This is a genomic window from Neptunomonas marina (assembly GCF_004005935.1).
In the GTDB taxonomy this organism is placed as follows: Bacteria; Pseudomonadota; Gammaproteobacteria; order Pseudomonadales; family Balneatricaceae; genus Neptunomonas; species Neptunomonas marina.
Window position 1 is genome coordinate 118,736 of record NZ_SACQ01000003.1, and the last position, 21,300, is coordinate 140,035.

Here is a 21,300-nt window from a genome sequence, read left to right on the forward strand (position 1 = left end):
ATTGTTGACACTCGACTTGATTCGATGTGTCTACTGTACGCAATAAAATGGGCGTTTAAACTAAGACATAAGGCGAATAAATCGCAACATTGTCGACAATGTTGTCTTTTTGCTCCCCTCACAGCGCTAATTTTTGATACAAATCAGCGAACATATCAGGCCGACTTGTGCTTTTTTCTCCCCTTAAAGCTCGAAAGTGCACCTGAACCTATGAATCTACTTCACTTATAAATGAAGCTTGCTCAGGTAAATTAATTCCAAATTGGTTTATCATACCCGCTGTTTTATAACGGTTTTGGATAACAAAAATGGCAGTGGCAATCAGAGATCAACTTATCGCAACCCTTAAAGAGCGTATCGTCATCTTAGATGGAGGTATGGGCACGATGATTCAGGCGTATAAGCTTGAAGAGGCCGACTATCGAGGTGAGCGTTTCGCTGATTGGCACTGCGATGTAAAAGGCAACAACGACCTATTGGTGCTGACCCAGCCCAACATCATCAAGGATATTCATCGCGAGTACCTCGCTGCGGGCGCAGATATCATCGAGACCAACACCTTCAACGCAACGCAGGTCGCAATGGCAGACTACGATATGGAATCGGTCAGCCTAGATATCAATGTTGCAGCGGCAAAGCTCGCCCGTGAAGTCTGTGATGAGTTCACTGCACAAACCCCAGAGCGCCCACGCTATGTGGCAGGCGTGCTTGGCCCCACAAACCGCACCTGCTCCATCTCGCCCGATGTAAACGATCCGGGTTTTCGTAACATCACCTTCGATCAACTGGTCGAGGCTTACTACGAATCAACGCAAGGGCTGGTTGAGGGTGGCTCAGATATCATTTTGATCGAAACGGTTTTCGACACACTGAACGCGAAAGCTGCGATCTATGCGGTTGAGAAGTTTTTTGATGATAACAACATCAAACTACCGGTGATTATCTCTGGCACGATTACCGATGCCTCCGGCCGAACTCTCTCTGGGCAAACGACCGAAGCGTTTTGGAACTCGATTCGTCATGCCAATCCCGTGGCGGTTGGCCTGAACTGTGCGCTTGGTCCTAAAGAGCTGCGCCAATACGTTGAAGAGCTATCTCGTGTGGCACAATGCCATGTTTCTGCACACCCTAACGCTGGCCTGCCGAACGCTTTTGGCGAATACGATGAAACGCCCGAAGAGATGGCGGTAGAGATCGGCGAGTGGGCAGCATCTGGATTCCTCAATGTCGTCGGTGGTTGCTGCGGTACAACACCAGACCACATCAAAACAATCCGTGAAGCCGTTGAGCAGCACGCACCGCGCCAACTGCCAGATCTGCCAGTAGAGGCGCGATTAGCTGGCCTTGAACCGATGAATATCGGCGCAGACACGTTATTTGTGAACGTGGGTGAGCGTACCAATGTGACCGGCTCAGCGATGTTCAAGCGCCTTATTAAAGAAGGTGACTACGAGACAGCGCTCGATGTTGCACGCCAACAGGTTGAGAACGGCGCACAGATTATCGATGTCAACATGGATGAAGGGATGCTTGATGCGGAAGCGGCGATGGTTCGCTTCCTCAACCTCATCGCATCCGAGCCTGACATCTCGCGCGTGCCGATCATGATCGACTCCTCAAAATGGGAAGTGCTCGAAGCGGGCCTGAAGTGCATCCAAGGCAAAGGTGTGGTGAACTCTATCTCTCTTAAAGAGGGTAAAGAGAAGTTCATCGAGCAAGCTAAGTTGATCAAGCGCTACGGTGCTGCCGTGATCGTGATGGCTTTTGATGAGGTCGGCCAAGCGGACACCCGCGAGCGTAAGATCGAAATCTGCGAAAAGTCCTACCGCGTTCTAGTCGACGAGGTGGGCTTCCCACCAGAAGACATCATCTTCGATCCAAACATCTTCGCGGTCGCTACCGGTATTGAAGAGCACAATAACTATGCGGTTGACTTTATCGAAGCCACCGGCTGGATCAAACAAAACCTCCCTTATGCCAAGATTTCGGGGGGCGTATCTAACGTTTCTTTCTCATTCCGCGGCAACAACCCGGTGCGCGAAGCGATCCACTGCGTCTTCCTTTACCATGCAATCAAGCAAGGTATGGATATGGGTATCGTCAATGCAGGCCAGCTGGCAATTTACGATGATCTGCCAGAAGAGCTGCGTGAGTTGGTGGAGGATGTCATCCTAAACCGCCGCGACGATGCCACCGAACGCTTGCTGGATGTTGCAGAAAAATATCGCGGCAACGGCGCGGTTGAAGAAGATCCGCAAGCGGCGGAATGGCGTGGCTGGGATGTCAACAAACGTCTTGCGCACGCGCTGGTTAAAGGCATTACTGAGTTCATCGACGACGACGTGGAAGAGTGCCGCCAAAACTATGAGCGCCCCATCCAAGTGATCGAAGGGCCGCTGATGGATGGTATGGGAATCGTCGGCGACCTGTTTGGTTCAGGTAAGATGTTCCTGCCACAGGTGGTGAAATCTGCCCGCGTTATGAAAAAAGCAGTAGCCTATCTCATGCCGTTTATCGAAGATGAAAAGGACGCGAACGCCTCTTCTTCTGCTGGCAAAGTGATCATGGCGACGGTTAAAGGCGATGTGCACGACATCGGCAAGAATATCGTCGGCGTCGTGCTGCAGTGTAACAACTTCGAGATCATTGACTTAGGCGTTATGGTGCCTGCTGAAACTATTCTCAAAACAGCGCGTGAGGAAAATGCGGACCTGATCGGTCTGTCAGGGCTGATCACGCCATCACTCGATGAGATGGTTCACGTTGCGAAAGAGATGGAGCGCCAAGGCTTTGATATCCCGCTGATGATCGGTGGCGCAACCACATCGAAAGCGCATACCGCAGTAAAGATTGAGCCCGCCTTCAAGCGCGATCAAGTGGTTCATGTCACCAATGCATCACGCGCAGTGGGCGTTGCATCTGCGCTCTTGTCTGACAGCCGTAAGGCCGATTATGTCGCAGAGATCCAAGCTGACTATCAAGCCGCCCGTGAGCGCCATCTGGCACGCCAAAACGATAAGCGCCGCGTCTCTTTGGATAACGCACGCGCAAACAAACATGTGATCGACTGGGATAACTACACCCCGCCGGTACCCAAACAGCTCGGTGTACAGGTTATCGAAGATCTAGACCTCAATGTGTTGCGTGATTACATCGATTGGTCGCCGTTCTTCCACTCGTGGGAGCTAGCAGGCCGTTACCCGCGCATCCTAACCGACGAAATTATCGGCGAAGAGGCCACCAAGCTCTTTAAAGATGCAACAGCGATGCTCGATCAACTGATTGAAAATAGATCGCTGCAAGCACGAGCCGTGTACGGTTTGTTCCCGGCGAACAGCGTAAACGATGATGATATCGAGCTATATACCGATGAGAGCCGCACTGAGGTACTCACAACGCTGCACCATTTGCGCCAACAAACGGAGAAAGTCGCGGGTAAAGCCAACCTGTGCCTAACTGACTTTATCGCGCCAAAATCGAGCGGCAAAGCCGATTACTACGGTGCTTTCGCAGTCACGGCAGGCATTGGTATTGACGCGCTGGTTGAAGCCTATGAGCGTGATCACGACGACTACAACAGCATTATGGTTAAAGCCCTGGCAGACCGTCTTGCCGAAGCGTTTGCTGAGTATCTACACAAAGTTGTGCGCACCGAAGTTTGGGGCTACAACCCAGAAGAAACGCTCGATAACGAAGCATTGATTAAAGAGAAGTACCAAGGTATTCGCCCTGCACCGGGCTACCCAGCGTGCCCAGACCACACTGAAAAAGGGCTGCTTTGGGAACTGCTTGATGTCGACAATACCGCTGGAATTACGCTAACGGATGCATATGCCATGTTGCCAACAGCAGCCGTTAGCGGCTGGTATTTCTCACACCCAGAGGCTCAGTACTTTGGTGTTGCTAAGATCAGTGAAGATCAGGTAGACAGCTATGCCAAACGTACCGGCATGGAGAAACAGGTAGCCGAGCGCTGGCTTGCACCTAACCTTGGTTACGAGCCAGAAGATAGCTAATCAGCAGGCTTGCTGATACTGACGCGGCGTGATGGCTACACGCCGTTTAAAGTGGTGCTGAAAGTGGCTTTGATCGGCAAAGCCGAGCGTTGCGGCAGTATCGGCAAGCGACTCACCTTCACGTAGCAAACGCTTAGCTCGGCGAATGCGCTGATCAATTTGGTACACATGTGGCGCTTGACCATACGCTTGCTTAAATTGACGCAATAATGTGTAGCGGTTTAAACCCGCTTCGTTGGCGAGCTCCTCCAGTGGGATATTCTCGCCTAGACGATCAAGCAACAACGTATGCGCCCTAACGATACCTTGGCTCAACGTAGGCTCTTGGTGCTGTGTATTGGCAAACAGCGGCGCTAAGAAACTGATCAGAGCAGTCTCTGCAAGACCGCCTTCGTCTTGGTGCTGCAAGTAGTCGTAGAGACGGTTGAAGCTTTGCTCAATAAGAGGTGATTGAGCACAAAAAGCGGCCTCAAACGGCTGGTAGTCAAACAGTTTACTCCCGCCCACCTCTGCTTGTAGTTCTGCAACCCAATGGGTGTTAACAAACAGCATACGATACGACCAAACACCCGCTTCGGGGTTACATGCGTGCGTATCGCCCGGATTAATCGTCACTAAGGTGCCCTGTCCAACATCATAATAATTACGATGATTGAGATAACGCGCTCGGCCTTGATCAATTAATCCAAACGAGAATTCGTCGTGGGCGTGCTCAGCGTAACATGCTCCCGAATGCTGAGCTTTGCGCATCTCAACCTGCGACAACGCACGACTACGCTGAAATAGATTTTGTTCTTCCATCTACCCGATCCATATCCAAAGCACACACGCCACCAATAATAGTGCCATCACGCTATTAAAGATACGCCCCGACACAGGCCCGCTAACCCATGGCCTTAATAGGTGCCCAGCGCACGCCCAAGTACCCACACCGGTAAAGCACGCGATAAAGGAGATAATGCTGAACAACAGCAGCGGCGAGATGGCACTTTCAACGCCCGTAACGAAGAGCCCGATACCCGACATCGCCACCAACCACGCCTTAGGGTTAAGTACTTGGGTGAGAAAACCATCCATAAAGCTGGCGGGATTCACCAACAAGCGCGCCCCGCTGCTCTCTCCCAACGGGGCAGAAACAGCGATTCGATAAGCGATATAGAGCAGATAAGCACTGCCCAGTAACGTGAGCAGAGGTTCAATGGCTGGCACCACATGAGTGGCAATAGCCATACTCAGACCCACCGTCACCACAACCAGCACGTAAGCCACCGTCGCGCCAAGTACAAACGGTAAAGCCCGCATGACACCAAACTGAGACCCTGTCGTTGTCGCGATGATATTAACGGGCCCTGGCGAAACCGCACCGGTTAAAGCAAAAATCCACATCGAAAAAGCTAACGTCATAACTACCTCCAACACTGAAGGCCGCAGGTTACAAAACGGTTAGCAAGAAATATTGAACGCTATTGGCAACTTACGCTGCCAATAGCTGGAGGTCGTTAGTCCGCTAGGGGTAACTGTATATGGAAGGTCGAACCAATTTCGACATCAGAGGTAACAGCCATATTGCCGCGGTGCTGCTCGGTAATAATGTAGTGAGAGAAGGATAACCGCCCACCCGCATCATGATCTTCTGACTCGCCATCTTGGCTGAAGAACGGCTCAAACAGGTGCATCTGCTCTTCGTGGGTCAGCCCGATACCATTATGCTGCACCCGGATCCACAGGCTGTCATAGCACTCAGACAACATCAGCTTTATTTTTGGCTCGTAAGGATCGCTAGCCTGCGCAGCACGAGCCGAGATAGAGCGCATCGCGTGTCTGAAAAGACTTAACAGCACTTGCTGAAGTTCTGTGATATAGCAAGGCAATACCGGTAAATTCTCTTCGAAATCACGTTCGATCTTAAGGTCGCGGAACGTGAATGAGTCACTGCTGATCACATCGTTCGCAACGCCAACGGCACTCTCCATTACATCGATGACATTGGCCTGCTGTTTGCTCTGATGCTGGCTACGTGCAAACGCCACTAAGTTATTGGTAATCGTAGAGACCTGCGTGCCCTTTTCAGACATATCTGCCAGCAACGCCTCCAGCTTGGCAACTTTCTCTTTATCGGCCTCATCCTTAATGAAGTCATGCTGGGACAAAATGCCCTGAAAGCTCTTTAGGTCCAGCAAAATAGCTTGCAGCGGCGCGTTGATATCATGCGCCATGGTTGAGGCCAGCTCCCCCATGAACGACATCTTATCGTTATGGATAAGCATGTTCTCAGCGGTAATCTGCTTACTCACGTCATCCACCAGTATCACGACGCCCGGATGGTCAGCATCCCGTAACGGATAGATCGTAATGTCAAAGTGAGAAACGCTACGCAAACTTTGCTTAAGGTGGATGGTGCGGTTTTCGCGGATCGCCTGTTGAACCGTTTCTGGCTGGATTGTCGCCGAAGGGTAGACCTCCCATAAGTTTCGCCCAAGCGCATCATCCGCACTAATACCCGAGGCTTCTGCAACACGACGGTTCCACTGCGTAACTCGGCCCTCTTTGTCCAAGCTGATCAGCATTAACGGCATACTGGTGAGGATATCCTTGATATAGGACTCCGAAACCCGCAAACGGCTGGTCGTATTAACGTGCTGCTCCACCTCTTGGGCAAGAAGCTGGTTACTCTCTTGCAGCAACCGGTTGGATTCATCTAACGTCGCGGTGCGGTCTTTAACACGCTGCTCTAGCTCTTTACGAATCACGTTGAGTTCGTGGTTAGCTTTCTTTTCGCGGCGCTTAGTGAGAAACAGCCAGATGGCAATAATGGTAAGCAGGATGATCAGAATCCCGCTACTCCAGTTTGCTACGTACTGCCAGTTCGTGTTCCCCTGCTCATCTTTGATCGTAAACTTAATAGCTGCCTGTACAAACGGTGTCATCAGGAGCAGCACGAGGGGGAGTAAAAATTTCTGCATAAAGTTGTGGGCTCATCGCACAAAAAATGGATCTATGATCTTGTCGGAAACCGCCTGAGTATATCATCTCAGCCGACCGAGAGACCGCTAAATACTTGATAACAAGTCATATTCCAAAGTTCCCTTCCGATTATAGCAATTTCTTGCCGGTGACATTACCAATCCGTCGACACAAACATGCCTGCCCCTTGGCAGCGAAGGCACATCCCCATAGAATAGTCCGATTAACCGATTGGATACTAAAAGGGTTCCTATTGCCATGCGTGCAAGCCAATTTCTTATTGCTACTTTAAAAGAGACCCCATCTGACGCGGAAGTCGTCAGTCATCAGTTGATGCTGCGTGCCGGCATGATTCGTAAAGAAGCCTCTGGTTTATACTCGTGGCTGCCCATGGGCTTGCGTACGCTGCGTAAAGTTGAGCGCATCGTCCGCGAAGAGATGGACAACGCAGGCTCCCAAGAAGTTCTAATGCCCGCGATTCAGCCATCTGAGCTCTGGGAAGAATCGGGCCGCTGGGAGCAATATGGCCCTGAGCTACTGCGCCTTAAAGATCGCCACGGCCGTCCATTCTGTGTTGGTCCAACACACGAAGAGGTCATCACCGACCTAGTCCGTCGTGAACTGCGTAGCTACAAAGAGCTACCTGCAAACTTCTACCAAATTCAAACCAAATTCCGCGATGAAATTCGTCCACGCTTTGGTGTGATGCGCTCCCGTGAGTTCATCATGAAGGACGCTTACTCTTTCCACATCGATCGTGATTCACTGTGCCAGACCTACGACGTGATGTATCAGGCATACAACAACATCTTCACGCGCCTCGGTCTGGATTTCCGCCCAGTGATCGCCGATAACGGTTCGATTGGCGGTACAGGCTCGCACGAGTTCCACGTGCTCGCTGACTCCGGTGAAGATGATATCGCCTTCTCTAATGGCAGTGATTACGCAGCCAACGTGGAGATGGCAGAAGCATTAGCACCCGCAGCCGAGCGTGCTGCCGCTAGCGCTGAGATGACCCTTGTCGACACGCCTGATGCAAAAACGATCGAGCAATTGGTAACGCAGTTTGAGCTGCCTATCGAGAAGACGGTCAAAACACTCATCGTTAAAGCTGCAGAAGACGCCGAAGTGGACTTCGTTGCGCTATTGGTGCGCGGCGACCACGAGCTTAACGAGATCAAAGCTGAGAAGCAGCCACTGGTTGCAGCTCCGCTTACCTTCGCAACTGAAGAGGAGATTCGCTCGGTGATCAATGCAGGTCCGGGCTCCCTTGGTCCTGTGAACCTGACAATTCCGTGCATCATCGACCGCAGCGTTGCGGTGATGTCTGACTTCGGTGCAGGTGCCAATATCGACGGCAAGCACTACTTCAACATCAACTGGGAACGCGATGTCGCAACACCTGAAGTTGCAGATATTCGTAACGTTGTTGAGGGTGATCCAAGCCCATGTGGCCAAGGCACACTGCAAATTAAGCGCGGTATCGAAGTGGGCCACGTGTTCCAGTTGGGCACTAAGTACTCCGAAGCGATGAACGCGACCGTTCTAGATGAGAACGGCAAGGCAACAGCTGTTGAGATGGGCTGTTACGGCATTGGTGTGACACGTGTAGTCGCTGCAGCTATTGAGCAAAACCACGACGAGAACGGCATCATCTGGCCAAAAGCGTTAGCGCCATTCCAAGTGGTACTGGTTACGCTGAACTACGATAAGTCTGAAGATGTTCGCCGTGTGGCAGACGATCTTTACGCGCAGCTGCAAGCGGCCGGTGTCGAAGTTCTGCTAGACGACCGTAAAGAGCGCCCAGGCGTTAAATTTGCAGATATGGAACTAATCGGCATCCCGCATCGTTTGGTTATCTCTGACCGCGGCATCAAAGCTGAAACCTTTGAATACAAAGGCCGCCGTGATGATGAGAAGCAAGACGTAGCCGCTGAGGGTATCGTTGAGTTTATCAAACAGCAGATCGGCTAATGCTGCCCTCTGCTAACGAAAAGAGCCTCCATTAGGAGGCTTTTTTATTGCTATGTAGACCCGTAAAAAGTCAAAACAGGCAACACGACTCATACAAAAAAGGGACCTAGCGGTCCCTTTTTCATCATCACGTGTAACTACCCCTGCTTGAGCTTTTTGAAAATCACTTTCAAGCTCTTTTGCATACGGCCAATCGCGTCTGCCAGCTCACCAATCTCATCTTTTGAATCGACAGAGATATTGGTGTTCAGCTTACCCAAACTCATCTGGCGTGCGCTTTCAGACAATTCAAGAATTGGTTTTACCAGTGCTCGGTTCGAGAACCATAAGTTAATTAAGACAATCACGATTAAGATCGCCACACCGACGCCCGACGATATAACCACTGTTGCTTGTATTTTTGCATCAACCTCAGCTTGTTTTAACGCAACAGCATCATCGATATCATCAATATAAAAGCCAGTTCCTAGCACCCAACCTAATGGCTTAATATCAACGGCATAACTCAGTTTCGGCGCCTCTGTACCCCGTGACGGTTTATCCCAAAGATACTCGACATAACCACCACCGTTACGCCCCGCTTTGATCAGATCTGCAATAAGCGGCGTACCGTTTACATCTTTCAGCTCAATGACGTTGCGCCCTTCAAGCTCTGGCTTAGCGGCGTGAATCGTCATCACCCCATCGTAGTTCAGTCCGAAAATGTAACCATCTTCATCACCATAAGAGATCGCACGCACTGCGGTGTACACTTGGCGCTTCATCTCTTCAACATCCAACTCAGATGTTAGAATAGGACGAATCGAGCTTTCGGTAATCTCGATATAATTAAGCAGAGATTCGCGCTTTGATGCCATCATGGTGGTTCGAATCTGATTCACTTCTTGCTCGCCAAGAGAGCGAAGTTGATAGATCGAAACAAGCATCAGTGCGATAACGGTTAGGATCAACGGAACAGCAGTCAGCAGAAGGATCTTCTGCTTAATTTTGAGATTTCTCACGAGTCCAACTCCAAGGGCCAAGAGGTCGCATCCGACAACCTCACTATATTATTGTTATTTAAAGGCTTCATGGGCGTGTTTGCCAACGCATAGGACTATATTCGGTTCTTCACCGAATGGAAAGCATGATTAAAGTGGAAAGCGTTGCGGCTCGATCTCAAGGGATACGCCATAGGTCTTAGAGATCGATTCTCGAATGCGCTCGGCAAGCTGCAGCAACATATCGATCTCGCCACCACCAGTGTGAGTTAGCACCAGTGCTTGCTGTTGGTGAACACCAACGCAGCCCTCTTGGTAGCCCTTCCAACCGGCCTGATCAATCAACCAACCTGCCGCTAGTTTCATACCATTTCCCGATGGAAACGCCACAATCTTAGGGTACTGCTTATGCAAAGTTTCATAATGGGCCTGCGAAACGACTGGGTTCTTAAAAAAGCTCCCAGCATTACCCAATACGGCAGGGTCTGGTAGTTTCTGTTGGCGTAAAGCGATAACCGTCTCGAAAACCTGCTTAGGCGAAGGTGACAACTCCCCTTGCTGCGCCAACGCATCGCTTAATGCCTTGTAACGACATACCGATATCGACTCTCGCGCGAGTTGGAGTGTAACTTGGGTAATGACGTAACGCCCCGGGGTGCGCTTAAACAAGCTGTCACGATAAGCAAACTCGCACGCCAAATTATCGAAGCGAACAAAGCGTTCATGTTGCAGATCGAACGCTCTTACACAAACCGCAACATCACACAGCTCAGTGCCATACGCACCGATATTCTGCACGGGCGCAGCGCCCACCTTACCGGGTATCAGCGCCATCGACTCAATACCCGACAACCCCTGATCAATGCTCCAGCCCACAAAATCGTGCCAATTTTCGCCCGCATTGACAGTGACAAGCGCATCATTGTGCAGCTCAATCCCGCGGATGTTGATGAACAACACAACCCCTTCGATACGGGGCGCTATAAGGATGTTAGAGCCACCACTCAGCACGTGGATCTTGAGATTCTCGGCCTTGGCAAAGGCTACTGCCTCAAGAAGGTCGGCCTCCGAATCAATCTGAATAAAGTACTGAGCAACAGAGGAGAACCCCAACGTATTGAGCTGTTGCAGAGAATGATCTGCTAAAACGTTCATGCCATCAGCTTTTTCTGAATATCTACCAACAACCCCATCGACGCATTCTCAACAAGGTCTAGCACGTGCTCGAAGCCCGATTCACCACCGTAGTAAGGATCCGGCACCTCTGACTCAACGCACTGCGCAAAATCAAGCAATAACCCTAGGTGGCCATCATAATCCTGCGGAGCAATGGCTTGTAAATTTGCCAAATTCTCATTGTCCATCGCTAAGATGTAATCAAATGCTTCAAAGTCACTCGCACTAACCTGCCGCGCACGCAACGAAGACAGATCATACCCGCGGTTTGCGGCAGCGGCACTTGAGCGCTGATCAGGAGACTTGCCAATATGGTAAGCCGCTGTCCCCGCTGAATCTACGCTAACCAAACCTGAAAGCCCCGCTTGCGCGACCATATCTTCAAATACACCATGCGCACTAGGAGAGCGGCAAATATTGCCGAGACAGACAAAAAGAACGGATTTTTTATTTCCCATCAAAAAATCATACCTTACTGCGTTATTGGAAAGAGCCTAGACATCAAACTGGCGCGGACATTATAAAGCAAACTGGCCGCAAAGAGCGTTATGCGACAAAAGCTCAAACGATATTCCTTCTCGCACATGGCCCTAACTACAAAACAGAATCGAGCCACTGCGCGAGCTTGGCTACTAGTACCTGTTGAAACTCAGCGCGATCGAACCCGTCTGGATCTTTTGCAACAGGGCCGAGTTCCACCTTTAACGCATCAGGAAACGTTGTTAAAAAAGAGAAGTGGCCCGCGTTAGCGATAACCTCATGAGTCAGCAGGGTTGCATCGGGTAAGCCGTTGGCAATTACGGCAGCGTTGTAACGCGTTGTGAGTACTTGATCAAACTCAGCACTAAGCATAAGAACCGGTATATCGACCGCCGCTAACTCTCTGTCGGCTGCAAATAGCACGCCTACGGGGGCCATGAGAGCCAGTGCTTTTACCCGTGAGTCTTTAGGGTGCTGAATAGAAACCTCTTTCAACCCACCAGCACGAGCTGCAAGGCAATACGAGTCGGTTAGCGTATTCGTAAGGCACTGCTCAAGCAGTGTATTGGTAGAGGCAACACCTCCAGCAACCGTCAGCGCCGTGTAGCCGCCCACCGAGTGCCCTAGCACCGCGATCTTATCGGATTGAATATGGTTATGTACTGGCGCTAGCGCGAGCAAAAAATCGATAGCCGAAGAGATATGCTTGGGGCGCTCAGTATAGTTTTGTACAGAACCTGCTCGCGTATTGTCACGAAAGTTATTCCCAGGATGTAACGGCATTGCCACGATAAAACCACGACTCGCTAACCCAACAGCGATATGGTTATAAGACAAGGGGCTAGCACCGGAACCATGGGAAAAAACCGCCAAGGGAAAACGCCCTTCTGCCATCGGAGCACCTATAGCTAAACTTAGATGAAAAGGCCCAAACTCCACATGCTTTGCATCCGCCTGAGTAGGATAAAACACCATCATATCGAAGCGCTCAGCACCGCCCGCTGGCGCTACCTCCACGCGTTTGAAGCCAACATCATATGCTAAAGAGACGCTTGAGAAACCACAGCACAGAGCCACCAACACGCTAAGAAAATACTTCATCATCGTTCCTTGAAAATTAAAAAACTGTGATAGCAAATACGCTTAAAACCGAATCATGATTATAGATCAGGCAGACTCTTTCAGCTTACGGAGCGCAATGCCGGCTATAACTAAGCCTCCGCCAATAAGGAGGCCAAAGGGCACTGTCGGTATGGCTGCCGCCGCTGGGCTAGGCACAGTGAGAAGCGGCGAAAGTACATAAAGATGACGACTGTTATTTGAGTTAGCCGCATTTGCCCAATCTTGATCCGTCTCACCCAGACCTCCTACCGCACACCCGCCGAGAATTGCATAGCCTAATGTTCTACCTACTACTCGCTGCCCCAAAGCATCAAACCCAGTGAATGCCCATTCGCTTGATAAAAGCATATTACCGTTCTCGTCACTTTTCTAAAGTAAGCCAGTTTGTATCCCACTTTGATTAAGTCCTGTTAGTAACTCCGCCATCAGGATAAGTGCAGGCAGCTTGAATTTGATATCAGCTAGGCCAAAAGGGCTCATAAACGCGTCAACGCTTTGGAACGATCCAATAGGTTAACTAGTAAACTTATGAGGGAAACAGTAAGACTTTACTCCCTGTCAGAGACACTGGGCATATTTTCATAATTGCTTGCCTTCCATAGCTGATTTAATCTGTCTCAAGATACCTAGTTAATGGAAAATTTATGCACAAGACTATAATTTTTGCGCTGATTACAGCCCTTTCAACTACTGCTACTGCAGAACCAAGGGTCGATGCCTCAACCGATGAAAAACTGCAAGCATCACTTACAAAGATGTATGAATCCGTACCAGCAGGATCTAAAAAAAAGCTGGAAGATGCTATTCAAAATTTAGTCTATATGGACTTTTTTTGGCCCGATAGAAAATATAGCAATGAGCAAATTGAGGCTAACTTGCGGGAACGCTTAACCGGAAGAACTGCTACAGCTCTAATAGAGCTGAGTGAACAACTTATTGCTGAGCAAAAGATTTTACGTAGCCAAGAAAACCACTGACTCCCTCCCTCAAATCAAGCAACACCCTCCTCAACGTAGCACTTGTTACATAGCGCTCTATTTAGGAAACAGTATTTCAATCCCGCCTAAACTTTAATCGCCACGCGCACAGAAAACCTATCAGGGCTAGGTTGCTCGGCTACGATTGAGCCGCCGAGTGTGTCAACCACTCGCTTCGCCAGCGCAAGGCCGATACCCAGCCCACCGGAGTTGCGACTACGGCTTTTATCCGCTCGATAAAATGGCGTAAACAACTGCGCGATCACCTCTGCTGGAATTGCATCACATGGGTTCTCAATGGTCACTGCAACGCTATCGGCACTCCTGCATAACGTGATCTTTACATCAGCTTTTGTATAGTGATGTGCGTTAGCCACTAGATTGTCCAGCGCTAACGTCAGCAGGGCTTTATCTGCCATCAAAACGGCAGGCTCGGCGGGGAGTTCAAGGTTGATTAGATTGGCATTATCATAACTCTGGCACAAATGCGTCAGCAAACCATTGAGATTTACAGGTTCAAGGTACAGCTCATCCCTTTCGATGCGGCTAAACGCTAGCACCGCCTCCGTAATATCCTCTAGCTGCTGCACATATTGATCTAGCCGCCCTAGCCCCACTTGCAAAGATGGCTCATTTGCTTTTGCTGCCAATAGATCAAGCGCAAAACGGATACGTGCCACTGGCGTGCGCAACTCATGGGGGATCGCTGCAATTATCACTTGCTGCTCAGACACAAGCCGTTGGATCTGTTCCGCCATCGAGTGAAATGCTTCGCTGATATTGGGCAAGGCCTTCATAGCCTCGCGCGGCAACTGCGTTTGCTGCAACCCGGTGAACTCAGATAGGGCCACTTCCAATGCGCTCAAGGGTTTGTTTAGCCGATACAGCAGATAAGCGATGCCCAAGAACATGGTCAACAAAACCACCACTAATGGCCCGATAAGCAAAAACAGTAACGGCCCCTCAAGGTCGGAGGGATCAACCCACTCGCTCTCCCCTTCTTTAAAGCGAATGAATTGTCCCTCCTGTGGACTGGGGTAAAAGGTATAGAAATCTTCGTCGTCCGTTGCCATAAAGAAACCTGTGATCGTCTCTTCAATCGTAAACGGCTCACTCTCTTCAGGGAGTTCCGACGCCTTTATTAGCTCAGCACTTAATTCAAAGTAACTGTGATACGCTGCCAATAGTTCTGGCCACTCATCAACGGGCGCCGCTGCCAGCTTTGGGCGCACCACTTGATACTCAAACGCACTCTCTTGGCGAAACTCGATACGGCTAAAGTCCGCAAACTGCGGGACCACAACGATCGTTAAGATCGCTGCAATCCCCAACGCCATAATCAAACAGATACCAAGATAAGCTTTGATAAACAGTCGGCGCATTCAACGTCTCCAGCCAGCGCTAAGTTAAAGAGCGCACTTTAGCACTATCTCAAGCGTACCGACTAACCGACGACTTTGTGACCACGCTGTTTCATACAGCTGATCACAATATTTTTGCGCTCATCACGGGTTTCCCACGCACGGCCACCGCTACCTACCGCAGCGCCAACAAGCGCGCCACCCACGATATCGCCGGTATCACCGCCAGAGCCTGCCAGTGCGCCTAACGCAGCACCTAACAGCGCCTCACTTTTAGTATCGCCATTGAGGTACTCGCGTTGCTCCGATAACTTCTGACACGCGGCCAAATCTTGCTGAAAACGTAGATCCTTCGGGCCATCAACAAGCGGCGTATATTGGCTGGATGTATTGGCACAGCCAGTTAGGAGTAGTAATGCAAAAGCGCTAGCGGATAAGGTAATATGGTTGCTCAGTTTCATCGTAATTCCTCTCAAGTTAAGTGTTGCAGGCTTCAAGCTGCATCCTGTGAATGAGAGAGATAATAGCGCTGAGCCGCGCGGGAATAAGTTGCGTTTCGGTGAGCAATTGTAAGGGTTTGTAAGCCGCTTCGGAAAAACAGTAAGGCGACTGCTGAATGAGCACTCCACAACAGATTCTGCTCGTCGAGGATGACGCGCCACTTGCCGAAATGATGACAGAGTTCTTAACTCAGGAGGGCTATCATGTCTCCTGCTTCATGGATGGCGATAGCGCCTTTCAGGCACTCGATACCAGCCACTATGATCTAGCGATTTTCGATCTTATGCTGCCGGGACGTGATGGGCTTGAACTAAGCCGCCAACTGCGTAAAACCAGCGACTGCCCCATCTTGATATTAACCGCTAAAGACGACGATATGGTTGCAGCGGCATCTTTACAACTTGGCGTCGATAACTATCTCCAAAAGCCGATCCGGCCACACCTTTTGCTAGCCCATATACACGCATTGCTGCGCCGCGTACAAAACGGCTCCGCAACACCGGAGAACCGCTTACAGGTCGACCTGCACACCTACGAAGCCCACCTAGATGGCCAGCGCTTAAACCTAACTAGTGGTGAGTACCAGTTGCTAGCTTATCTGTACGAACGCCACGGCGATATCGTCCCTAGAGAGCAGCTCTATCAAGATATACGCGGCATCCCCTTCGATGGCCTCGACCGCTCTATCGACCTGCGTATCTCTACGTTGCGTAAAAAGCTTGGTGATGAATCCGCCCCCTACCGGCACATCAAAACCATTCGCGGTAAAGGTTATCTACTGGCGCTGAACTGACCCTGCGCCTTGCATAAAGCGGCAAAACGCTCTCCTACATGTAGCCACGCAGCTCACAGCAGTGTTAGTGTGCGAGTATTCCGTCTGTTTACCACATAAAAATAATGCGCTGCAGGCTAACCCTCGGTTACCACGGCTAAGCGCTCCAGATCAGACTTGGGAGTATCCACATGCGTCAGATGAAGCCACTACCCCGCCGTAAACCCACGCCACTACCGAGCCTTAATATTGTTCCAGAAATCGAGGCACGGGGTGATCTCAAACGTGTTTATGAGGATACCAAGCAGATACTCGGCGTGCCTTGGATGGGTGTCGTCACTATGGCGTTTGCCAGCTACCACAATTTTTACGAGGTACTTTGGCAAGGCGTTCGTGAGACGTGTGGTACAGAGCAGTTCTCTCAAGCCTGCATTAGGCTGCAAGAGTATGTGGAATTACGCGCTAGGGAGATTCCAACAACGGATCTTTCAGATACGCTCATGCAACAGGGGTACTCAGAGCGCGAGCTTGGCCAAATCATGGCCACTATAGAGGTCTTCGCGAAGGGCAACATGCCGTATCTGCTCATTGCATCACTGACCCGCGCAATACTAGAGGGCCACGAGTTACCCGTATCACCAACATCTGCGGCCCCAATGACCAAACCAACCGACCAATTAGCACCATTACTCCTAGTAGAGGAGCACCATGCCACGCCTGACCTTCAACAGGTTTATGCAGATATAAAAAGCACATTAGGCCTGCCGTTTGTGAACACAGATTATCGTGCGCTAGCACGTTGGCCCAGTTACTTTACGGCAGCATGGAAGGACCTACAGCCCCATATCGATACACCGCGTTATGAGCAGATCCTTACCGATATTCACAGCAAAGCGCTCGACATCATCTCAGAGCTACCAGTGCGTGAGGGCCTGAATACACAGACCCTAATCAATGCAGCTGCGCGTGATACTAACCGCGAATCCGTTTTGCGTGTCGTTGAGCTATTTCAATACCTATTACCGGGCTTGATCACCAACGTCGCGGTCTTCAAACACCAGTTGGCTAACATACATCGCTGATGCAACAGCATCGCAGCTGAAGGCGCTGCAATATCAGCGCGATCGTGCAGGTTTAAACAACCGCAGGTTGCAGTAGCTGTAAGCTCACCGATTCCAACCACGGCTCAACCGTCTGTTGGAACGCTTTTAAATGCGCCGTTTGAAAGTGCTCCTCAAGGTGATCAAGGCTTTCCCATTGCTCTAGCAAGGTGATCGTATCCATACGTTGCGCCGCTTGCCTGGCTACCGTATCTGCCATATCAATCGTCGGTAAATACTGGTAACAACCCGCTTCTGCTAATACGTCGTCACGAATATCCAACAAGGCATCAAGCACTTGCTGTCTCTGGCCGGGCTTTGCGGTGATCGTCGCTACTAGATGTAACATGCGTTTTTACTCCAAAAAAAGCGGGAGTTAACTCCCGCCGTTTAGGTTATGCCGTTGCTGAGTCTTGCAGCATGGGGTAATCCGTGTAGCCTTCAGCGCTTTGCGTGTAGAACGTTGCAGGGTCTGCTTCGGCTAGTTCTGCGCCCACTTTAAAACGCTCAGGTAGATCTGGGTTGGCAATAAACGGGACACCAAAAGCGATGGCGTCCGCTTCACCACTGGCAACCGCCGTGGCCGCTTCGTCATGGCTGTAGCCCATGTTTAGGATTAGATTGCCTTGGTAGTGCTCGCGCATCGGGCTCACCACATCGCCCTGCTGAGCACCAAAGAAGTCGGTACGCATTAGGTGAACATAAGCGAGGTTGTAATCGTTTAGGCGCTTAGCTAACCATGTGATTAAACCAACGGGATCACTATCACGCATATCGTTAAAGCTATTTAATGGTGATAGGCGAACGCCAACTCGGTCGCTCCCCCAGACATCAACCGCCGCTTCTATCGCTTCGAGTAGCAAGCGCGCACGGTTCTCAATGGGGCCGCCGTAAGGACCTTCGCGGTGGTTTGTGCCATCACGCAAGAACTGATCCAGCAGATATCCATTCGCGCCATGTACCTCAACACCATCAAAACCCGCTCGTTTGGCGTTTTCAGCAGCAGCTCTAAACTGCGCGATAATTTCTGGCAGCTCCTCATCTGAAAGCGCACGCGGTTCGGTGTAGCTCTTTTTGCCTTCGGGCGTGTGCACCTCTTCGTTAGCAATCGCTATCGCGCTCGGTGCAACTGGCACACGGCCATCATTTAACAGCGGATGACACGCACGGCCGCCGTGCCAAATTTGCAGAACAATTTTGCCGCCTTTCGCGTGTACCGCATCCGTAACACGCTTCCACGCCGCCACTTGTGCATCCGAATAGATGCCCGGCTCACGCCAGAATGCAGAGCAGCCCTCTGCGATCATCGTGGCTTCTGCGATAAGCAAACCAGCCGATGCGCGCTGGGCATAGTGCTCGGTCATAAGGTCAGTGGGGACATGGTCTGCATCGGCACGTGTGCGCGTCAGCGGGGCCATAAGAATGCGATTATTCAGTTCGATAGCGCCCAGTTGTAAGGGGCTAAACAGTGTATTCATCGAAAATCCTCGAATCTGTCTGCGGTTTTAGGCCGGCTTGTGGCGCCTAAATTGATTAACTCAGCGGCTATTACAACAAGTGATAACATCACTGGGTAGAGAGGAAAAAATTGAAACGGTTGTAACGATTAGTAGTAACCAACCCGAATTGGACAACCACATTTTTTTGAGCGCTACTGATCCCACAGCGGCGAAAAATCCGGTGCAGCGATTCGCTCGCCCCTGTCCAGCTGCCCAATCGCCGCCATATTGTCTGCGCTTAAGAGCAGATCAAGTGCACGCAAGTTACAGGCTAAATTCGCTGGTTTTGTCGAAGATGGAATGGTCACTAACCCCTGTTGCAACTGCCACGCTAACACCACCTCTGCAACCGAAACGCCGTGTTCATTCGCAATGGTTTTAAGTGTTGTATCACTCATCACTTTACCCACCGCTAGCGGCATATAGCCGGTCACTTGAATACCATGCGATTGGCAATGCGCGATCACGTTACGGTTTTGTAGATAGGGATGTACCTCCACTTGGTTCGTGAAGATCGCTCCATCTCCCAATATACTGATCGCCTCATCCAACTGCGCATTAGTAAAGTTGGATACCCCAATATGGCGCGTTAGGCCCTGCGCTTTCGCTTTGGCTAGTTCACCAAGATATTGGTGCATATCAGCATCGTCGCTCATATCGGGCCAATGGATGAGCAGCAGATCTAATGATTCAATCTGCAGCTTAGCGAGGCTCTCGTGCACGCTGGGTAAAAAACGCTCCAGCGATAGGTTTTCTAGCCACACTTTGGTTGTGATAAACAGCTCATCGCGCGCGATAGTACTGGCGGCAATGGCTTGGCCAACCTCAGCCTCATTCCCGTAGATCTGCGCAGTATCAATATGGCGGTAGCCTGCCAACAACGCATTCTTCACGGCCATAAATGCGACATCGCCCTCAAGACGAAACGTGCCCATACCCAGCTTAGGTACTGTGTTCATTGTTCTCTCCAAAATAATCATTCCAAAACTATTGTTGCCACAAAGCAGAAATTGCTCATCCCGCCCTTGTGCCGTTTGGTTGTTCATCAAAAGACGTGATGGCCATCCAATAAACGGGGTGTTCGCCATCACGTTAAATTTGGCTATATCAGCCGTAGCTGTGTTATGCCGCTTGGTATTGATCTCTGCTATCCAGAAATCCAGACAGACGGGTGAGTAACAACGCAAGCACCACGATCAAAGCTCCAATCCACGTCGTATCCATCAACGACATATCTTCAATAATGATGCCCCCAAGAAGTGAGCCAAGCGCGATACCAACGTTGAAAGCGGCGATATTTAATCCCGAAGCCACATCCACCGCGTGAGGCGTAAAGCGCTCGGCGAGCTGCACAACATAAACTTGCAAGCCCGGCACATTGCCAAAGGCAAATGCACCCCAAATGAGGATAGTGATCACCGCAGTGATCTGATGACCGGCAGTAAAAGTAAACACCAGCAGCACTAACGCCAGTGCCGTAAAGATGATGTGTAGCGCTTTGATCGGCCCCATACGATCAGCCATGCGACCGCCCCAAATATTGCCAACGGCGACCGACACCCCATACACCAGCATAATCAAACCGATAGCGCCGGACTCAAACCCCGAAACTTGCTCAAGGATGGGCGCTAAAAACGTGAAAGCGGTAAACGTACCGCCGTAGCCCACAGCCGTCATGGCGTAGACCAGTAACAAACGCGGCTGAGTAATCACAGCGAGCTGTTGCGATAAGCTTGCCGGAGCCGACTGCTTAAGATCTTTCGGGACAAGCAGCGCACTGCCGATCAGCGCCAATAAACCTAATACCGAGACCACCATAAAAGTGGCGCGCCACCCAAAGTTCTGGCCAATCCACGTCCCCAGTGGCACACCGGTCACCAGCGCAACCGTTAGCCCGGTAAACATGATGGCTATCGCGCTAGCTTCCTTATCTTTAGCAACCAAGCTTGTAGCGATGGTCGAGCCAATCGAGAAGAACACTCCATGGGCTAACCCCGTCAAGATGCGTGCTGTGATCAACGAGCTGTAGCCAGGAGCCATCCACGCCAACACATTACCCACCACAAACAGAGCCATAACAGTCATCAATACGTTTTTGCGCCGCCAGCGGCCTGTTAACGCGGTTAACACCGGTGCACCTATCGCCACACCTAGCGCATATAAACTCACTAAAAGGCCCGCCGAGGGCAGTGAGACATTTAGATCTTCTGCGATGGTGGGCACTAACCCCACAATCACAAATTCTGTTGTTCCAATTGCAAAAGCACTGAGCGTCAGCGCCAGCAAAGCAATAGGCATATCAATCTCCGAACGTTAGTTAAGTTGCGGAGCAGTATGCCGAATGCTATTTTTTGCAAAAACAGCATAAGTCACAAAAG

At 50.6% G+C, this 21,300-nt stretch carries 19 protein-coding genes; 5 read left to right on the forward strand and 14 right to left on the reverse strand.

The window, feature by feature from the left end; all coding sequences use genetic code 11:
• Positions 1–308 precede the first annotated feature (308 nt).
• On the forward strand, positions 309–4,016 hold the full coding sequence (gene metH, locus EOE65_RS08150) for a methionine synthase (RefSeq protein WP_127693820.1): 3,708 nt from the start codon (positions 309–311) through the stop codon (positions 4,014–4,016).
• Here the strand turns inward: metH and EOE65_RS08155 are convergent, their stop codons facing one another.
• The 3 genes from EOE65_RS08155 to EOE65_RS08165 all read right to left on the reverse strand — a co-directional run bounded on the left by EOE65_RS08155 (position 4,017) and on the right by EOE65_RS08165 (position 6,979).
• Complete coding sequence (locus EOE65_RS08155; RefSeq protein ID WP_127693821.1) at positions 4,017–4,817, reverse strand: AraC family transcriptional regulator; 801 nt, start codon at positions 4,815–4,817, stop codon at positions 4,017–4,019. It lies immediately after the preceding gene.
• Positions 4,818–5,420 carry a LysE family translocator gene (locus tag EOE65_RS08160; protein WP_127693822.1) on the reverse strand — a complete coding sequence of 201 codons (603 nt, stop codon included), beginning with the start codon at positions 5,418–5,420 and terminating at the stop codon, positions 4,818–4,820.
• A 95-nt stretch (positions 5,421–5,515) separates the two neighbouring features.
• A complete protein-coding gene (locus tag EOE65_RS08165) occupies positions 5,516–6,979 on the reverse strand; it encodes a two-component system sensor histidine kinase NtrB (protein WP_127693823.1) in 1,464 nt (487 codons plus the stop codon).
• Between the two features lie 259 nt (positions 6,980–7,238).
• Here EOE65_RS08165 and EOE65_RS08170 point away from each other — a divergent pair, with 259 nt between their 5' ends.
• Complete coding sequence (locus tag EOE65_RS08170; protein WP_127693824.1) at positions 7,239–8,954, forward strand: proline--tRNA ligase; 1,716 nt, start codon at positions 7,239–7,241, stop codon at positions 8,952–8,954.
• A 137-nt stretch (positions 8,955–9,091) separates the two neighbouring features.
• On the opposite strand, the gene EOE65_RS08175 is transcribed toward EOE65_RS08170, so the two are convergent.
• The 5 genes from EOE65_RS08175 to EOE65_RS08195 form a co-directional block, all read right to left on the reverse strand.
• Positions 9,092–9,955 (reverse strand): cache domain-containing protein, encoded by an 864-nt coding sequence (locus tag EOE65_RS08175; protein ID WP_127693825.1) that lies wholly within the window; start codon positions 9,953–9,955, stop codon positions 9,092–9,094.
• 129 nt (positions 9,956–10,084) lie between these two features.
• Positions 10,085–11,089, reverse strand: coding sequence for a UDP-N-acetylmuramate dehydrogenase (gene murB, locus EOE65_RS08180; protein ID WP_127693826.1), 1,005 nt, complete (start codon positions 11,087–11,089; stop codon positions 10,085–10,087).
• Complete coding sequence (locus tag EOE65_RS08185; RefSeq protein ID WP_127693827.1) at positions 11,086–11,568, reverse strand: low molecular weight protein-tyrosine-phosphatase; 483 nt, start codon at positions 11,566–11,568, stop codon at positions 11,086–11,088. The genes murB and EOE65_RS08185 overlap by 4 nt, the downstream gene beginning before the upstream one ends.
• Before the next feature lie 136 nt (positions 11,569–11,704).
• On the reverse strand, positions 11,705–12,691 hold the full coding sequence (locus EOE65_RS08190) for an alpha/beta hydrolase family protein (RefSeq protein WP_164847055.1): 987 nt from the start codon (positions 12,689–12,691) through the stop codon (positions 11,705–11,707).
• 66 nt (positions 12,692–12,757) lie between these two features.
• Positions 12,758–13,060, reverse strand: coding sequence for a hypothetical protein (locus tag EOE65_RS08195; RefSeq protein ID WP_127693829.1), 303 nt, complete (start codon positions 13,058–13,060; stop codon positions 12,758–12,760).
• A 296-nt stretch (positions 13,061–13,356) separates the two neighbouring features.
• On the opposite strand from EOE65_RS08195, the gene EOE65_RS08200 reads away from it, so the two are divergent.
• Positions 13,357–13,689, forward strand: a complete 333-nt coding sequence (locus EOE65_RS08200; protein WP_127693830.1) for a hypothetical protein — start codon at positions 13,357–13,359, stop codon at positions 13,687–13,689.
• Between the two features lie 86 nt (positions 13,690–13,775).
• On the opposite strand, the gene EOE65_RS08205 is transcribed toward EOE65_RS08200, so the two are convergent.
• The gene (locus EOE65_RS08205) at positions 13,776–15,071 is read right to left on the reverse strand and encodes a sensor histidine kinase (RefSeq protein ID WP_127693831.1); all 1,296 of its coding nucleotides are present in this window, start codon (positions 15,069–15,071) and stop codon (positions 13,776–13,778) included.
• 62 nt (positions 15,072–15,133) lie between these two features.
• Entirely contained in the window at positions 15,134–15,511 is a 378-nt protein-coding gene (locus EOE65_RS08210; protein ID WP_127693832.1) for a glycine zipper family protein, read from the reverse strand.
• A gap of 155 nt (positions 15,512–15,666) precedes the next feature.
• Here EOE65_RS08210 and EOE65_RS08215 point away from each other — a divergent pair, with 155 nt between their 5' ends.
• Positions 15,667–16,344 carry a response regulator transcription factor gene (locus EOE65_RS08215; RefSeq protein ID WP_127693833.1) on the forward strand — a complete coding sequence of 226 codons (678 nt, stop codon included), beginning with the start codon at positions 15,667–15,669 and terminating at the stop codon, positions 16,342–16,344.
• Positions 16,345–16,514: 170 nt separating this feature from the next.
• Positions 16,515–17,405 carry a halocarboxylic acid dehydrogenase DehI family protein gene (locus EOE65_RS08220; RefSeq protein ID WP_127693834.1) on the forward strand — a complete coding sequence of 297 codons (891 nt, stop codon included), beginning with the start codon at positions 16,515–16,517 and terminating at the stop codon, positions 17,403–17,405.
• 52 nt (positions 17,406–17,457) lie between these two features.
• Here EOE65_RS08220 and EOE65_RS08225 read toward each other — a convergent pair whose 3' ends face one another.
• The 4 genes from EOE65_RS08225 to EOE65_RS08240 all read right to left on the reverse strand — a co-directional run bounded on the left by EOE65_RS08225 (position 17,458) and on the right by EOE65_RS08240 (position 21,220).
• Positions 17,458–17,772 carry a putative quinol monooxygenase gene (locus EOE65_RS08225; protein ID WP_127693835.1) on the reverse strand — a complete coding sequence of 105 codons (315 nt, stop codon included), beginning with the start codon at positions 17,770–17,772 and terminating at the stop codon, positions 17,458–17,460.
• 46 nt (positions 17,773–17,818) lie between these two features.
• Entirely contained in the window at positions 17,819–18,901 is a 1,083-nt protein-coding gene (locus EOE65_RS08230; protein WP_127693836.1) for an alkene reductase, read from the reverse strand.
• A 173-nt stretch (positions 18,902–19,074) separates the two neighbouring features.
• Positions 19,075–19,881, reverse strand: a complete 807-nt coding sequence (gene dkgB, locus EOE65_RS08235) for a 2,5-didehydrogluconate reductase DkgB (protein WP_127693837.1) — start codon at positions 19,879–19,881, stop codon at positions 19,075–19,077.
• Positions 19,882–20,044: 163 nt separating this feature from the next.
• On the reverse strand, positions 20,045–21,220 hold the full coding sequence (locus EOE65_RS08240; RefSeq protein ID WP_127693838.1) for an MFS transporter: 1,176 nt from the start codon (positions 21,218–21,220) through the stop codon (positions 20,045–20,047).
• Between the last annotated feature and the right edge of the window lie 80 nt (positions 21,221–21,300).

Bases quoted from the DNA above. Each gene is read 5' to 3' on its own strand.
- metH (WP_127693820.1), top strand. From the start codon at position 309: ATGGCAGTGGCAATCAGAGATCAACTTATCGCAACCCTTAAAGAGCGT.
- EOE65_RS08155 (WP_127693821.1), bottom strand. From the start codon at position 4,817: ATGGAAGAACAAAATCTATTTCAGCGTAGTCGTGCGTTGTCGCAGGTT.
- EOE65_RS08160 (WP_127693822.1), bottom strand. From the start codon at position 5,420: ATGACGTTAGCTTTTTCGATGTGGATTTTTGCTTTAACCGGTGCGGTT.
- EOE65_RS08165 (WP_127693823.1), bottom strand. From the start codon at position 6,979: ATGCAGAAATTTTTACTCCCCCTCGTGCTGCTCCTGATGACACCGTTT.
- EOE65_RS08170 (WP_127693824.1), top strand. From the start codon at position 7,239: ATGCGTGCAAGCCAATTTCTTATTGCTACTTTAAAAGAGACCCCATCT.
- murB (WP_127693826.1), bottom strand. From the start codon at position 11,089: ATGAACGTTTTAGCAGATCATTCTCTGCAACAGCTCAATACGTTGGGG.
- EOE65_RS08185 (WP_127693827.1), bottom strand. From the start codon at position 11,568: ATGGGAAATAAAAAATCCGTTCTTTTTGTCTGTCTCGGCAATATTTGC.
- EOE65_RS08190 (WP_164847055.1), bottom strand. From the start codon at position 12,691: ATGAAGTATTTTCTTAGCGTGTTGGTGGCTCTGTGCTGTGGTTTCTCA.
- EOE65_RS08195 (WP_127693829.1), bottom strand. From the start codon at position 13,060: ATGCTTTTATCAAGCGAATGGGCATTCACTGGGTTTGATGCTTTGGGG.
- EOE65_RS08200 (WP_127693830.1), top strand. From the start codon at position 13,357: ATGCACAAGACTATAATTTTTGCGCTGATTACAGCCCTTTCAACTACT.
- EOE65_RS08205 (WP_127693831.1), bottom strand. From the start codon at position 15,071: ATGCGCCGACTGTTTATCAAAGCTTATCTTGGTATCTGTTTGATTATG.
- EOE65_RS08210 (WP_127693832.1), bottom strand. From the start codon at position 15,511: ATGAAACTGAGCAACCATATTACCTTATCCGCTAGCGCTTTTGCATTA.
- EOE65_RS08215 (WP_127693833.1), top strand. From the start codon at position 15,667: ATGAGCACTCCACAACAGATTCTGCTCGTCGAGGATGACGCGCCACTT.
- EOE65_RS08220 (WP_127693834.1), top strand. From the start codon at position 16,515: ATGCGTCAGATGAAGCCACTACCCCGCCGTAAACCCACGCCACTACCG.
- EOE65_RS08225 (WP_127693835.1), bottom strand. From the start codon at position 17,772: ATGTTACATCTAGTAGCGACGATCACCGCAAAGCCCGGCCAGAGACAG.
- EOE65_RS08230 (WP_127693836.1), bottom strand. From the start codon at position 18,901: ATGAATACACTGTTTAGCCCCTTACAACTGGGCGCTATCGAACTGAAT.
- dkgB (WP_127693837.1), bottom strand. From the start codon at position 19,881: ATGAACACAGTACCTAAGCTGGGTATGGGCACGTTTCGTCTTGAGGGC.
- EOE65_RS08240 (WP_127693838.1), bottom strand. From the start codon at position 21,220: ATGCCTATTGCTTTGCTGGCGCTGACGCTCAGTGCTTTTGCAATTGGA.